This is a genomic window from Streptomyces sp. NPDC004542, assembly GCF_040610035.1.
In the GTDB taxonomy this organism is placed as follows: Bacteria; Actinomycetota; Actinomycetes; order Streptomycetales; family Streptomycetaceae; genus Streptomyces.
Window position 1 is genome coordinate 1 of the sequence record NZ_JBEXLP010000057.1, and the last position, 14,892, is coordinate 14,892.

At 70.8% G+C, this 14,892-nt stretch carries 12 protein-coding genes; 6 read left to right on the forward strand and 6 right to left on the reverse strand.

What is annotated here, in order from left to right; translation table 11 throughout:
• Window positions 1–153 precede the first annotated feature (153 nt).
• From ABZX30_RS26035 to ABZX30_RS26050, 4 genes are all read right to left on the reverse strand, one after another.
• A complete protein-coding gene (locus ABZX30_RS26035; protein ID WP_355937538.1) occupies window positions 154–804 on the reverse strand; it encodes an AAA family ATPase in 651 nt (216 codons plus the stop codon).
• A 34-nt stretch (window positions 805–838) separates the two neighbouring features.
• Window positions 839–1,660 carry an ABC transporter permease gene (locus ABZX30_RS26040; RefSeq protein ID WP_355937540.1) on the reverse strand — a complete coding sequence of 274 codons (822 nt, stop codon included), beginning with the start codon at window positions 1,658–1,660 and terminating at the stop codon, window positions 839–841.
• 73 nt (window positions 1,661–1,733) lie between these two features.
• Window positions 1,734–2,708 (reverse strand): ABC transporter ATP-binding protein, encoded by a 975-nt coding sequence (locus ABZX30_RS26045; RefSeq protein ID WP_355937603.1) that lies wholly within the window; start codon window positions 2,706–2,708, stop codon window positions 1,734–1,736.
• A 116-nt stretch (window positions 2,709–2,824) separates the two neighbouring features.
• On the reverse strand, window positions 2,825–4,045 hold the full coding sequence (locus ABZX30_RS26050) for an NYN domain-containing protein (RefSeq protein ID WP_355937542.1): 1,221 nt from the start codon (window positions 4,043–4,045) through the stop codon (window positions 2,825–2,827).
• Window positions 4,046–4,271: 226 nt separating this feature from the next.
• On the opposite strand from ABZX30_RS26050, the gene ABZX30_RS26055 reads away from it, so the two are divergent.
• Window positions 4,272–4,451 carry a hypothetical protein gene (locus ABZX30_RS26055; protein ID WP_355937544.1) on the forward strand — a complete coding sequence of 60 codons (180 nt, stop codon included), beginning with the start codon at window positions 4,272–4,274 and terminating at the stop codon, window positions 4,449–4,451.
• A 90-nt stretch (window positions 4,452–4,541) separates the two neighbouring features.
• On the opposite strand, the gene dnaE is transcribed toward ABZX30_RS26055, so the two are convergent.
• Window positions 4,542–8,081: a DNA polymerase III subunit alpha gene (gene dnaE, locus ABZX30_RS26060; protein ID WP_355937546.1), complete on the reverse strand. Its 3,540-nt coding sequence runs from the start codon at window positions 8,079–8,081 to the stop codon at window positions 4,542–4,544.
• Window positions 8,082–8,274: 193 nt separating this feature from the next.
• On the opposite strand from dnaE, the gene ABZX30_RS26065 reads away from it, so the two are divergent.
• The 4 genes from ABZX30_RS26065 (at window position 8,275) to ABZX30_RS26080 (ending at window position 13,065) form a co-directional block, all read left to right on the forward strand.
• Window positions 8,275–9,600, forward strand: coding sequence for a DUF2252 domain-containing protein (locus ABZX30_RS26065; RefSeq protein WP_355937548.1), 1,326 nt, complete (start codon window positions 8,275–8,277; stop codon window positions 9,598–9,600).
• Window positions 9,601–9,667: 67 nt separating this feature from the next.
• Window positions 9,668–10,360, forward strand: a complete 693-nt coding sequence (locus tag ABZX30_RS26070) for a hypothetical protein (protein WP_355937550.1) — start codon at window positions 9,668–9,670, stop codon at window positions 10,358–10,360.
• A gap of 77 nt (window positions 10,361–10,437) precedes the next feature.
• Window positions 10,438–11,256, forward strand: coding sequence for a thioredoxin domain-containing protein (locus ABZX30_RS26075; protein WP_355937552.1), 819 nt, complete (start codon window positions 10,438–10,440; stop codon window positions 11,254–11,256).
• 138 nt (window positions 11,257–11,394) lie between these two features.
• Window positions 11,395–13,065: an alkaline phosphatase D family protein gene (locus tag ABZX30_RS26080; protein WP_355937554.1), complete on the forward strand. Its 1,671-nt coding sequence runs from the start codon at window positions 11,395–11,397 to the stop codon at window positions 13,063–13,065.
• On the opposite strand, the gene ABZX30_RS26085 is transcribed toward ABZX30_RS26080, so the two are convergent.
• Window positions 13,050–13,655: a dienelactone hydrolase family protein gene (locus ABZX30_RS26085; RefSeq protein ID WP_355937556.1), complete on the reverse strand. Its 606-nt coding sequence runs from the start codon at window positions 13,653–13,655 to the stop codon at window positions 13,050–13,052. The genes ABZX30_RS26080 and ABZX30_RS26085 overlap by 16 nt on opposite strands.
• 117 nt (window positions 13,656–13,772) lie before the next feature.
• On the opposite strand from ABZX30_RS26085, the gene ABZX30_RS26090 reads away from it, so the two are divergent.
• Window positions 13,773–14,882, forward strand: a complete 1,110-nt coding sequence (locus ABZX30_RS26090) for a mechanosensitive ion channel domain-containing protein (RefSeq protein ID WP_355937558.1) — start codon at window positions 13,773–13,775, stop codon at window positions 14,880–14,882.
• Window positions 14,883–14,892 lie beyond the last annotated feature (10 nt).

The following is a 14,892-nucleotide window of genomic DNA, read 5'->3' on the forward strand; positions in this document are numbered from 1 at the left end:
CCCACTCGCCGCACCGGGCACACACCCAGGTACATCCCGTACGTGGGTGCATGCCCGGCACTCCCCCAGCCTTCGGCCGGGGGGACCCCCAGAGCACGCACCTGACGCCGCGCGGCCGCCCTCCGGGCGACGACGGGAAGGGCCAGACAGGCCCTAGGCCGGCGGCGCCCCGTACGGGCCCTCCTGGTAGGGGTCGGGGTCGCGCGGGCCGAACAGCGCCGCCAGCCCCAGATGGACCAGCAGCGCGGCCACCGACCACGCCAGCAACGCCCCCTTCGCCCCCAGCTTCAGCGGCGCCGGGAAGGTCACCCCCTTGCCCACCGCCCGGGCATGGGCGAGGACGTCCTTCTCCGGCCCGAGCCACACCCCGACCCGCCACGCCAGCAGCGACCCCAGCACGCCCCCGACGGTCAGCGCGACCACCAGCGGCACACCCCCGCGCCGCCGCAGCAGGAACACGACGACCGCGCTGACCGCCCCGAAGGCCAGCGCCAGCAGCGTGAACGTTCCGTCGACGCCGATCGCCTGCTCTCCCTCGGTGTCCTTGATGTAGACGATCCAGTTCTTTCCGCTCACGTCACCGACCAGCGGCACGCGCGGCGCGAGCCACAGCCACAGCAGCCCGAGCAGCACCCCGCCGAGCGCCATCGCCGCCGTGATCACGGCGGCTTCCCGCACTTCGGTCTTCATCCCGGGGCCGTCCTGTTCGTGGGCTCCTCCCGCGGGCCCGGCGGGCTGCGGCGCCTGCCAGGCCTGGTGCGGGGACGGTTCGTGCGGCGGAGGCGGAGTCAGCGGTGCGGTCACCCTGACATCGTGCCAGGTCGCCCCGTGCGACGCGTCACCGGACGGCGGCCCGGCGGTACGCCCAGGTCGCCACGGCCAGCGACACCACCCCGACCACGGCGCACACGCCCAGGTCACCGACGACGAACGCCCAGTGGGGACGCGCCCCGAACGTCCGCGCGTAGGCCTCCACCCCGTACGTGGACGGCAGCAGGTCACGGGCCAGCCGCACGGGCTCCGGCATCCGGTCCGGCGGCACCACGCCGAGGAGCAGCGCGGCCGACATGCCGAGCTGGCCCAGGAGCGTGGCCAGTTCGGGCCGGGGCGCCAGCAGCCCGCAGGCCGCGCCCAGCCCGGCGAGCGCGGCGCCCGCGAGCGGGATCACCGCGACGAGGATCCACAGGTTGCCCAGCGGCAGCCCGAACAGGACGCAGCCGAACACGGCGGTCACCAGGGTGCCCGGCACGGTGAAGGACGCGTACGCCCCCGCCGCCCCCAGCACCACCGCCGCCGGCGGCACCGGCAGCGTGGCGTAGTGGTCGAGCCCACCGCCGGCCCGCAGCTGCCCGAAGTACTGCGCCAGCAGGTTCAGCGCGACGAAGGCCACGACGACGACCGACGACCCCGCCACCACGGACTGGGCCTCGCCCCGGGTGTCCACCACCCCACGCATCAGGATCATGATGCCGACGGACTGGAAGGTCGCCACGAACAGCAGCGGGATCCGCGCCACCCGGGCCCGGGACAGCTGCGCCCGGTACACGGCGGCCAGCGCCGGCCACAGCCGCGCGCGCGGCCCCAGCTCGGCCGCGCCCTGCGCCGTCTCCGGCACGGGCACGGCCCTCCCCGCGGGAGACTGCGCGGATACGGCACTCACGTCGAGCTGCTCCTCTTCCCTGCGGCGGCCGAGCCGTCCCCGAAGGACCGTACGGATGCGACGCCCCGCGCGCTCACGCCTTCACCAGACCCTGCCGCGCGGCACCGCCCAGCGCCAGGTACACGTCCTCCAGGCTGGGCGTGGCGAGCGTGAAGTCGTCGAGCGCGGCGAAGGCGGCCCCGCCGGTGACCGTGGCGACGGTCGCGCGGGCCTCCTCGGGCGCGAGCCGCAGGGTCCAGCGGCGGCCGGCCTCCACGGCCCGCTCGCGCAGCATCGCGACCTCCGGCACCTCCAGGGGCGCCTGCTCCCGCCACACCAGTTCCACCCGCACCTCGCCCGCCACCCGTTCCTTGAGCCCGGCGGGGGTGTCGCAGGCGATCACCCGGCCCTGGTCCAGTACGGCGACCCGGTCCAGGACGGTCTCGGCCTCGATGACGTTGTGGGTGACGAGCAGCACGGTCGTGCCCCGCTCGGCCCGCCGCCGGTCGACGGCGCCCCACACCGCGCGCCGCGCCACCGGGTCCATGCCGGTGGTCGGCTCGTCGAGCACCAGCAGCGGGCGCTCGCCGACCAGGGCGGTGGCGAAGCAGGCGAGCCGCCGCTGGCCGCCGGACAGCTTCTTCAGGGCCCGCCCGGCGATCGGGGCGAGCCCCAGCTCCTCCAGCACGGCGTCCCGCTCGGCCCGCGCCCGCGTCACGTCCAGGCCGCGCAGGCGCCCGGTGGTCTCCACGGCGAGGGAGACGGTCAGTTCGTCCAGGGCGGTCGACTCCTGGCCGAGGTAGGCGAGGATGCGCGAGGCCCGCTCCGGATGCCGCACGATGTCGTGGCCGAGCAGTTCCACGGTGCCGGCGTCCGGCCGCAGCAGCCCGGTGAGCTGCCGCACCAGGGTGGACTTGCCGGCGCCGTTCGGTCCGAGCAGTCCGAAGATCTCACCGCGGCGGACGTCGAGCGCCACGTCGTCGGTGGCCCGGACCTGCGGGGTCCCGGGCGCGCCGCGCCGTCCGCGCACGGCCGGGTAGGTCTTGGTCAGTCCGCGCACGGCGCACACCACGTCACCGGGATGCCGAAGTGCCTGTGCCACGCGCGTACTCACAAGGGACGAGACTACGCCGTCCGGGCCCTTTACTCGCCTTTGGGGCCCGCCGACCGGGGGCAGCGCCGCGCTCACTCCGACGCGGGCGCGTGCTCCGTCGCCGAGGGGACGTCGATCTCCCGCCAGAACCCCGCCCGAATGGCGTAGCGGTCGTGCTCGTCGATCTGGTCGTCCTTGTGGGCGAGGAGGCCGAAGCGGGCCGCGTAGCGCAGCAGCTCGCCGTCGATGCGGTGCGGGATGCGCGGGTACATCGTGGAGAGCTTCTGCAGGTGGTTCTGGTCGCCCAGACGGGAGATCCACCGCCGGGCGAAGACCTGCCCGACCTCGTACGGGTCCCCGCCGACCGTGGTGATGTCCTCCTCGCGGTCGGCCCACCGCTGCTCGGCCGTGGTCAGCTGGGCCAGCGTCGGCATGGACGCGACCTCCGGCGGCTCGGCCACCACGCCCGGCCGGTCCACCCAGCCCTTGTCGGAGGACCAGCGCAGGGTGGCCGTGGGCGGATGCTGCGCGGTCTGGGCACCGTGCGCGCGCAGCGCGGCGAGGTCCTTGGGGGTGGGTACGCCCTTGGCCGCGGGCACCCGCTCCTGCGCGCCGTTCTGCGCGGCGGGCGCGGTCGCCGCGCGCTCGCCCTCCTCGGCGGGCCGCTCGGCCGCGGTGGCCGGCGCGGACTCGGGCAGCGGGGCGGAGAGGATCGCGGCGATCTCCGGGCGGGGCGCGGGCGGCGGCGCACAGGGTCCGGTGAGCTCCTTGGCCCGTACCGCCTGCGTGATCCAGGCGCGGTCCAGCACGCGCCGCTCGTCGGCCTCGGCGACCAGGTCCTCGGACTGGTTGTAGTCGCCGTCGGCGGCCTGTACGGCCCACAGGTGGACGGCGACGCCGTGCTCCTTGGCGGCCATCATGCCCGGCAGCAGGTCGCCGTCCCCGGTGACCAGGACGACGTCGGAGCAGGCCCGGTTGCGGGCCAGCTCGGTGAGCTCGGCGTGCATGGCGGCGTCCACGCCCTTCTGCGCCCAGCGCCCGTCGCTGCGGGTCAGCGCGCCGAGCCGGACGGTGACCCGGGGCATCACGCGCAGCCGGCGGTGCTCCGGCTGGGGAACGCGGTCGGGGGCACCGTCGAACCAGTAGATGCGGAGCAGGGGGCGTTCGGTGTCGGCCTCGGCGCGCTCGCGCAGCGCCTGGATGAGGGCGGTGTGATCGACGGTGATCCGGGACCGTGAGGGCTCTCCGGCGAGGAGGCTGGCGGCGGCCCCCAGCAAGTACCCGGCGTCCACCAGGACGACGCAGCGGTCCACGCGACTCACCCTCTTCCGGGGAGGTTGTTTGCTTGCGGCTTCCTTCGAGTCTGCCCGACGGTACGGGGGTTAACGGCTCGAACTCGATCTTCGGCGTGGCGTTTCGGGGCCGGGCACCCCGACAAGCCTGTCACAGACGGTAATTATCCGGAATGCGTTCATTGTCAGCCTATGTGAATCTGATGGCGGCCCTGGCCCCTAGACCCCCTTCAGGAGGCAGATCACCATGGCCAAGAACAAGAACAACCGCAAGCAGGCAGGCCCGAAGAACCGTTCCTCGCAGGCCGAGCAGCCGCAGGAGCACACGCAGCGCGCCCCGGAGGGGCACGAGCCCGAGATGGCGCACGTACCGGGCAGCCCGGCGGATGTTGCTCGTAAGCAGCACAAGCGCTTCGGCCACAACTGAGACCAGCGCGCGGGCCGTTGAGCCCCGGCACTGACGAGGGGCGTATCCGGTCGCGGATACGCCCCTCGTCCACGTCGGCCGCCGGGCCGCTCAGCCCGCCAGGCAGGACGGGCCCAGCAGCACCTTGAGGTCGCCGAAGAGGGCCGGGTCCGGCTTGACGCGGTGCCGGTCCAGGCGCAGGACCGTGGTCTTGCGCGGGCCCTGGAGCTTGATGCGGACCTCGCTGTCACCCTTGTGGTGGCTGAGGATCTCGCCGAGGCGGCTGACCATCGGCGGGGTGACCCGGGTGGCCGGGATGGTGAGGATCACGGGTGCGTTGGTGCCCGCGTTGGAGAGGTCCGGGACCATCAGCTCCATCGCGACGAGCCGCGGCACGTCCTCGCGCTTGTCGAGGCGGCCCTTGACGAAGACGACGGCGTCCTCGACGAGTTGGGTCGACACGAGCTGGTAGGTCGCCGGGAAGAACATGCACTCGATGGACCCTGCGAGGTCCTCCACGGTGGCGATCGCCCAGGCGTTGCCCTGCTTGGTCATCTTGCGCTGCAGGCCCGAGATGATGCCGCCGATGGTGACGACCGCGCCGTCCGCGTGTTCGCCGCCGGTGAGCTGGGCGATGCCCGCGTCGGCCTTGTCGGACAGCACGTGTTCCAGGCCGAAGAGCGGGTGGTCGGAAACGTACAGACCGAGCATCTCCCGCTCCTGGGCGAGCAGATAGGTCTTGTCCCACTCCTCGGTGGTGAACTCCACGTCGAGGCCGAAGCCTGGCTCGTCACCGGTCTCCTCGCCCATGCCGCCGAAGAGGTCGAACTGGCCCTCGGCCTCCTTGCGCTTGACCGCGACCACGTTGTCGATCATCGGCTCGTACTGGGCGGTGAGGCCCTTGCGGGTGTGGCCCATGGAGTCGAAGGCGCCGGCCTTGATCAGCGATTCCGTGGTGCGCTTGTTGCAGACCACCGCGTCGACCTTGTCGAGGTAGTCGGGGAAGGACGCGTACTTCCCCTTGGCCTTGCGGCACTTGATGATCGACTCGACGACGTTCGTACCGACGTTGCGCACGGCGGAGAGGCCGAAGAGGATCACGTCGTCGCCCTGGGCCGCGAAGTTCGACTCGGACTCGTTGACGTTCGGCGGGAGCACCTTGATGCCCATGCGGCGGCACTCGTTGAGGTAGATCGCCGACTTGTCCTTGTCGTCCTTGACGGAGGTCAGCAGGGCGGCCATGTACTCGGCCGGGTAGTTCGCCTTGAGGTAGGCGGTCCAGTACGAGACCAGGCCGTACGCGGCGGAGTGCGCCTTGTTGAACGCGTAGCCGGCGAACGGGACCAGCACGTCCCACAGGGCCTGGATGGCCTCGTCGCTGTAGCCGTTCTTCTGGGCGCCGGCCTGGAAGATGGTGAAGTTCTTCGCCAGTTCGTCGGGCTTCTTCTTGCCCATGACGCGGCGGAGGATGTCGGCCTCGCCGAGGGAGTAGCCGGCGATGATCTGGGCGGCCTTCTGCACCTGCTCCTGGTAGACGATCAGGCCGTAGGTGACGTCCAGGACCTCCCTGAGGGGCTCTTCGAGCTCCTTGTGGATCGGCGTGATCTCCTGGAGCTTGTTCTTGCGCAGCGCGTAGTTGGTGTGCGAGTCCATGCCCATCGGGCCCGGACGGTAGAGCGCCGACACGGCGGAGATGTCTTCGAAGTTGTCGGGCTTCATCAGGCGCAGCAGCGAACGCATGGGGCCGCCGTCGAACTGGAAGACGCCGAGGGTGTCGCCGCGCTGGAGCAGCTCGAAGGTCGTGGGGTCGTCGAGCGGGAGGCCCAGGAGATCGATGTCGATCCCCTTGTTGGCCTTCACCATCTTGACGGCGTCGTCCATGATCGTGAGGTTGCGCAGGCCCAGGAAGTCCATCTTCAGCAGGCCGAGCGACTCACAGCTCGGATAGTCCCACTGCGTGATGGTGACGTTGTCGGTGTGCCTCACCCAGACCGGGACGTGCTCGGTGATGGTCTCGCTGGACATGATCACGCCGGCCGCGTGCACACCCATCTGCCGGACCAGGCCCTCGACGCCCTTGGCGGTGTCGATGACCTTCTTCACGTCCGGTTCGTTCTCGTACATCGAGCGGATCTCGCCCGCCTCGCTGTAGCGGGGGTGCGAGGGGTCCGTGATGCCGTTCAGGTCGATGCCCTTGCCGAGGACGTCGGCGGGCATCGCCTTGGTGAGACGGTCGCCCATCGCGTACGGGTAGCCCAGTACGCGCGCCGAGTCCTTGATCGCGTTCTTCGCCTTGATCTTGCCGTACGTGCCGATCATGGCGACCTTGTCGGCGCCGTACTTCTCCGTCACGTACCGGATGACCTCGACGCGCCTGCGCTCGTCGAAGTCGATGTCGACGTCGGGCATGGAGACCCGCTCGGGGTTGAGGAACCGCTCGAAGATCAGACCGTGCGGGATCGGGTCGAGGTCGGTGATGCCCATGGCGTAGGCGACGATCGAGCCGGCCGCGGAACCCCGGCCGGGGCCGACCGCGATGCCGTTGTTCTTGGCCCACATGATGAAGTCGGCGACCACGAGGAAGTAGCCCGGGAACCCCATCTGGATGATGACGTCCATCTCGTACTCGGCCTGCTTCTGGCGGTCCTCGGGGATGCCGCCGGGGAAGCGGCGCTCCATGCCGCGGCGGACCTCCTCCTTGAACCAGCTGACCTCGGTGTAGCCCTCCGGGATGTCGAACTTCGGCATGAGGTTCTTCGCCTCGAACATGCCGGTGGTGTCGACCATCTCGGCGACGAGGAGCGTGTTGGCGCAGCCCTCCTGCCAGGCGTCCGAGGAGTCGATGGCGTACATCTCGTCCGTGGACTTCAGGTAGTAGCCGGTGCCGTCGAACTTGAAGCGGTCCGGGTCGGAGAGGTTCTTGCCGGTCTGGATGCACAGCAGGGCGTCGTGGGCGCCGGCCTCGTGCGCGTACGTGTAGTGGGAGTCGTTGGTGACCAGCGGCGGGATGCCGAGCTTCTTGCCGATCTCCAGCAGGCCCTTGCGGACCCGGTGCTCGATCTCGATGCCGTGGTCCATCAGCTCCAGGAAGTAGCGGTCCTTGCCGAAGATGTCCTGGTAGTCCGCCGCCGCCTTGAGCGCCTCCTCCTCCTGGCCCAGGCGCAGCCGGGTCTGGACCTCGCCGGAGGGGCAGCCGGTCGAGGCGACGATCCCCTCGGACCACCGGGCGATGGTCTCCTTGTCCATCCGGGGCCACTTCTGCAGCCAGCCCTCCGCGTAGGCGTCCGAGGAGAGCCGGAAGAGGTTGTGCAGGCCCGTCCTGTTCACCGCCCACATGGTCTTGTGGGTGTAACCGCCGGAACCGGAGACGTCGTCCCTCTTCTGGTGCGGCTGGCCCCACTGGATCTTGCGCTTGTTGCGGCGCGACTCGGGGGCGACATAGGCCTCGATACCGATGATCGGGGTGATTCCGGCCTTCTTCGCGGAATGGAAGAAGTCGTACGCCCCGTGGAGGTTGCCGTGGTCGGACATGGCGATGTGCGTCATGCCCATCTCGTTGCAGGCGTTGAACATGTCCTTGAGCCGCGCGGCACCGTCCAGCAGCGAGTACTGGGTGTGGACGTGCAGGTGCGTGAAGGGCGGCTTTGACACGGTTTCGGCCTCCGAGGAGAACTTGCGTCGACGATCTTCCGACCGGCTGCGGACCGACTGCGGACAGTCTGGGGGACAGCGTCGAAGTCTATGCCCCGCCACTGACACTCGTCGGGCACTCCCGCGTACCTTCATGCGTTGGAGACGGCAGCAGCGCCGTCGCACCCGAAGATGCACCAGGAGGCACCCAGCGATGTCGGCACCCCAGCTCAACGACGAGCAGCGCGGCGAGGAGATCCTCGCCGTCTTCGACACCGCCTTCGGCCAGCTCCTCGCCGCCGACCCGGCCGCGTTCCGCGTGAAGTTCCGGAAGATGGCGGCCTCGGCCTTCGCGTTCTACCGGGGCACGGCGTGCCTCTTCTACCACGACCTCGAGGCCGAGAAGCGGGGCGGGCCCTACCTCGACGAGCGCACCTCCCGGGTCTGGATCCACGGCGACCTGCACGCCGAGAACTTCGGCACGTACATGGACGCGAACGGCCGGCTGATCTTCAACGTCAACGACTTCGACGAGGCGTACGTCGGCCCCTTCACCTGGGACCTGAAGCGCTTCGCCGCCTCCATCGCCCTCATCGGGTACGCGAAGGCGCTCGGCGACGAGCAGATCACCGAGCTGGTCGAGGTCTACGCGGCCGCCTACCGGGAGCGCATCCACGCCCTGGCCACCGGCGCCAAGAGCGACGAGGTGCCGCCCTTCACGCTGGACACCGCGCAGGGTGCCCTGCTGGACGCGCTGCGCGACGCCCGCTCCCTCACCCGCTTCGGGCTGCTGGACTCGATGACCGAGATCCGGGACTTCGAGCGCCGCTTCGCCCCGGGCGGCGGCTCCATCGAGCTGGACGCGGCGACCCGCTACAAGGTGCTGGCGGCCTTCGACGGCTACCTGGAGACGTTGCCGGAGACCTCGCTGGCGCGCCCCGACTCCTACCGGGTGAAGGACGTCGTCGGGCGGCGCGGCATCGGCATCGGGTCGGCCGGGCTGCCGTCGTACAACATTCTGCTGGAGGGCCACAGCGACGCCCTGGAGAACGACGTCGTGATCTACATCAAGCAGGCCCAGACCCCGGCCGTCTCCCGCCACATCACGGACCCGGCGATCCGGGACTACTTCCAGCACGAGGGCCACCGCACGGTGATCTCCCAGCGCGCCCTGCAGCAGCACGCCGATCCATGGCTGGGCTGGACGGAGCTCGACGGGGCGGGCCAGCTGGTCGCCGAGGTGTCGCCGTACGCCGTGGACCTGGACTGGAGCGACATCGACGACCCGGAGGAGATCGCGGCCGTCGTCGCCGACCTGGGCCGGGCCACCGCCACCATGCACGCGGCGGCGGACGACACCTCCGGCGAGTCCCTGGTGCCGTTCTCCACCGAGCGGGCCATCGACGCGGCGATCGCGGCCGACGAGGAGGGCTTCGCGGACCTGCTGACCGACTTCGCGCACGGCTACGGCGCACGCGCGCGTGCCGACCACCAGATCTTCGTCGACCTGTTCCGCAACGGCCGCATTCCGGGTCTGTGACCGGCCTGCCGCTCACAGGTACCTCTTAGGGGTCTCTTACAGCGGCACATGACACACTCTCTCCGCTATGGACATATCCGGGATCCCGCTCAGAGCCGTACGCGCGGCACTGTTCACGGCAGTGGTCGTGACGCTCAGCAGCGCGTCGCACGTGCTGCTGTCCCGGGTCCCGCTGCCGGTGAACACGGTGGCCGCCGTCGCGGTCGCCGTGTTCCTCCTCGCGTACGCCCTCGCGGGCCGCGAGCGCGGCTACGGCCGGATCGCCGCCCTGCTGATCCCGCTGGAACTGACCGCCGACACCGTCTTCACCACCGGCCAGCACGTCTGCTACGGCCGGGCCGGCGGTCCGGTGGCGGGCCCGCTGCGTTCGGTCGGCTGGGACGTGCTGTGCGGCAACGGCGCCGGCGTGGGCACTCCCCTGGCCCATGTCACGGGCACCGACACCGACCGGCTCGCCGCCCTGCTCGCCCACGCCGATCCGGCGACCGCCTGGCTGCTGCTGGCCGCGCACGTCGGCGTCGGGCTGCTGGCCGCCGCCTGGTTGCGCCGGGGCGAGCGGGCGCTGGCCCAGCTGGTGCGGGCGGTGACCGCGACGACGTTCCGGCCGCTGCGGCTGGCGGTGGCCGCGGTGGCCGTCCGGCCGGATCCGCCGGTGCGGCCGGTCCGGGTCGCGCACGCCCGTCCGGCCGTCGCCCGGGACCGGCTCCTCGTGCACTCCCTGGGACGGCGGGGACCGCCGCGCTCGCTCGCGTTCGCGTGAACCACGGCTGAGTACCAGCAGACCCCCACACGTATCCCGCGTACGGCATGTGCGCGTCCCACACGGAGATCACCAACATGAGCAAGCGGAACAGCCAGTCGGCGAAGACGGCGGCCCGGGAGCGGCTGCGCCAGGAGCGCGAGCGTCAGGCCAAGCGCGACAAGGTCAAGCGCCAGGTCATCGTGGCCGGCTCGGTCGTGGCCGTCCTGGCGGCGGCCGGCGGCATAGGCTACGCCGTCGTCCAGGCCAACAAGCCCAGCTACTGGGAGGGCCTGAAGGACGCCAAGGTCGTCGCCCCGGCCAACACCACGGGCACGAAGGGCACCACCGTCGTCATCGGCAAGACCGGCGCGAAGAAGACCCTCAAGGTCTACGAGGACCCGCGCTGCCCGGTCTGCGCCCAGTTCGAGCAGACCGTCGGCGCGACGGTGAAGAAGGACATCGACGACGGCAAGTTCAAGATCCAGTTCATCGGCGGCACGTTCATCGACAACCACGACAACGGCCAGGGCTCCAAGAACGCCCTGAGCGCGATGGGCGCCGCCCTGAACGTCAGCCCGGAGGCGTTCCTCGAGTACAAGACGGCGCTGTACTCGACGAAGTGGCACCCGGAGGAGACGACCGACACGTTCAAGGACGACGCCTACCTCATCAAGGTCGCCGACACCGTGCCCGCGCTGAAGAACAACACCGCGTTCCAGAACGCGGTCAAGAAGGGCACCTACGACGCCTGGGCGATGGCCATGTCGAAGACCTTCGACACCAACAAGGACGGCGTGAACGGCACCCCGAGCTTCGTCATGGACGGCAAGAAGCTCACCGCCGACAGCCAGGGCAACGCGCCCATGACCGTGGAGCAGTTCAACTCCGTGGTGGGCGCGGCGCTCAAGGGCTAGGCTCTTCCGTTCGGATCAGGCCGGACCCCGCGAGCCCGGCATGATCCGAACGAGAGGCCCCAGCACTCGCGTGAAGGGCGGGCGAACTTTGGGAGTTCGCCAGCCCTTTTCGCATACTGGTCAGTAACCTGACCGGTCGTGACCAGTCGATACAGATCATCCGACGCATCCGAAAGCCCCGCTTCCCTCTCACCCCGCCGCCGTACGGTCGTCAAGGCCGCGGCGGCCACCGCTGTCCTGGCCGGTCCGCTCGCCGCCGCGCTGCCCGCCAGGGCCGCGGCGGGGACGCCCGCCTTCCTGCACGGCGTCGCCTCCGGTGACCCGCTGCCGGACGGCGTCCTGCTGTGGACCCGGGTGACGCCCACCGCCGAGGCGATACCGGGTTCCGGGCTGGGCCCGGACACCGAGGTGAGCTGGACGGTGGCGAAGGACAGGGCGTTCACCGCCGTCGTCGCCGAGGGGTCCACCACCGCGACGGCCGCCGCCGACCACACGGTCAAGGCCGACATCCGCGGCCTGGAGCCCGCCACCGACTACTGGTTCCGCTTCTCGGCCGGCGGCACCGACTCCCCGGTGGCGCGCACCCGTACCGCCCCGGCGGCGGACGCGAGCGTGGCGGGACTGCGCTTCGGCGTGGTCTCCTGCGCCGACTGGGAGGCCGGCTACTTCTCCTCCTACCGGCACCTCGCGGCCCGGGGCGACCTGGACGCGTGGCTGCACCTCGGGGACTACATATACGAGTACGGCACCGGCGAGTACGGCACGCGCGGGACCGTCGTGCGGCCGCACGCGCCCGCCCACGAGATCCTCACGCTCGCCGACTACCGCACCCGGCACGGCAGGTACAAGACCGACCCCGACCTCCAGGCCCTGCACGCCAAGGCGCCGGTCATCGCGATCTGGGACGACCACGAGTTCGCCAACGACTCCTGGTCGGGCGGCGCCGAGAACCACACCGAGGGCGCCGAGGGCACCTGGGCGGCCCGTCAGGCGGCGGCCCGGCAGGCCTACTTCGAGTGGATGCCGGTCCGTCCGGCGATCGCCGGCACCACCTACCGCCGCCTGCGCTTCGGCAAGCTCGCCGACCTCTCCCTGCTGGACCTGCGCTCGTTCCGCTCGCAACAGGTCAAGGTCGGCAACGGCTCCGTGGACGACCCGGACCGCACGATCACCGGTCGCGCCCAGCTCGACTGGCTGAAGGCCGGGTTGAAGGCCTCCGACACCAAGTGGCGGCTCGTCGGCAACTCGGTGATGATCTCGCCGTTCGCCGTCGGCTCCCTCCCCGCCGACCTGCTCACGCCGCTCGCGAAGCTGCTGGGGCTGCCGCAGGAGGGGCTCGCCCTCAACACCGACCAGTGGGACGGCTACACCGACGACCGCCGCGAGCTGCTGGCCCACCTGCGCTCCAACGCCATCGGCAACACCGTCTTCCTGACCGGCGACATCCACATGGCGTGGGCCAACGACGTGCCCGTGGACGCCGGGACCTACCCGCTGTCCGCGTCGGCCGCCACCGAGTTCGTCGTCACCTCGCTCACCTCCGACAACCTCGACGACATCGTCAAGGTCCCCGAGGGAACGGTCTCCGCCATCGCCGCGCCGGTCATCAGGGCCGCCAACCGGCACGTCCACTGGGTCGACACCGACCGTCACGGCTACGGGGTGCTGGACGTCACCGCCGACCGCGCACAGATGGACTACTACGTGCTGTCCGACCGCACGGACGCGAACGCCACGTCCACCTGGGCGCGTTCGTACCGCACGCGCAGCGGCACGCAGCGGGTCGAGCGGACCTACGACCCGGTGTAGTCCGCCCGCCGAGGCGATTCCCCGAGCGATGCGAGGAAGCCGAGCGCCACCCGCCAGGTGGCCTCGGCGGCCTCCTCGTCGTAGTCCGGCAGGCCGGGGTCGGTGTAGAGGTGACCGGCCCCGGCGTACCGGTACACCTCGACGTCGGCGCCGGCTCTGCCCATCTGCAGGTACCAGGCGCTCAGCCAGTCGTCCGTCTCGAACGGGTCCGGCTCGGCGACGTGCAACTGCACCGGCAGCTCGTCCACGAAGGCGTTCGGCGCGAGGTCCGACGTGCCGTGCAGGAGCAGCAGCCCGCGCGCCCTCTCGTCGCCCAGTGCGAGGGTCTGCGCGACGGAGGCGCCGAGCGAGAACCCCGCGTACACCAGCCCCCGGTCGGAATACGGGGCGGCGGTCAGGACGGCCCGCTTGAGCAGCTCGTCCTTGCCGACCTCGTCCTTGAAGGCCATGCCTTCCTCGACGGTGCCGAACGTACGCCCTTCGAAGAGGTCCGGCGTCCACACCTCGTGCCCCGCGCCGCGCAGCCGGTCCGCGGCCTCGGACACCGCGGGCCTGAGGCCGTAGGTCGAGTGAAAGAGCATGATGTTCATGAGGCCATGGTGCCAGCCGGGTACGACAGTGGCGGACCGTGACGGCGCGCCCTTATACCCAGGAACGCGGCGAAGTCACATGTTCATCGTCGCCGGCCGGCGGTTAGGAGCCGATTCATGGAGAACGTGCTCCGCCCCCTGATCGTCATCGGCAGCTCGGTCGCGCTGACCCTGGCCATCGGCTGGGCCACCGACCGGCTGCTGGGCAAGGCAGACGAACGTGACCGCGACACGCCCCTGTGGGGGCTGCTGCGGCGCGGCCGCATCCCCTACCAGCTCGTGCTGTGCGCCGCCCTGCTCAGAGGCTCCTACGACCAGGCGAAACTGCTGGAGCAGCACCAGGCCGGCATCGGCCGGGCCCTGACACTGGTGCTGATCGGCTCCGCCGCCTGGCTGGTGATCCGGATCGCCGGGGCCGTGGTCGAGACCTCGTACAGCCGGTACGCCCGCGTGCACCGGGACGCGGCCAGGGTGCGCCGGGTGCGCACCCAGGTCGAACTGATCATGCGGGTGGTCTCGGCGATCGTCATCGTGGTGGCCATCGCCTCGATGCTGCTGACGTTCCCGGCCATGCGCGCGGCCGGCGCCTCGCTGCTCGCCTCGGCAGGCATCCTCGGCATCGTCGCCGGTGTCGCCGCGCAGTCCACGCTGAGCAACATGTTCGCCGGGCTGCAGATCGCCTTCGGCGACATGGTGCGGATCGGGGACACCGTGGTGGTGGACGGCGAGTGGGGCACCGTCGAGGAGATCACGCTGACCTTCCTGACGGTGCGGACCTGGGACGAGCGCCGGATCACCATGCCCGTGTCGTACTTCACGTCGAACCCGTTCGAGAACTGGTCGCGCGGCACCCCGCAGATGACCGGCATCGTCTACTGGCACCTCGACCACAGCGCCCCGATCGAGGCGATGCGCGAGAAGCTGCGGGACATCCTGCGCCAGAGCCCGGCCTGGGACGGCCGCGCCCACGGCCTTCAGGTCACGGACTCGACGCCCAACACGATCCAGGTCCGCGCCCTGATGACCGCGAAGGACGCCGACGACATCTGGACGGTACGGGTCACGGTCCGCGAGGAGATGATCACCTGGCTCTGCGCGGAGCACCCGTACGCCCTGCCCCGCGTCAACACGGCCGAGGCGGTCCCGGCGCCGCACAGCCCGCGCGTCCCCTCCCAGGACGGCTTCCGCCGCCGCGCGTACGAGACCCCGGGTACGGGCAAGGGCTGACGAACGGTGC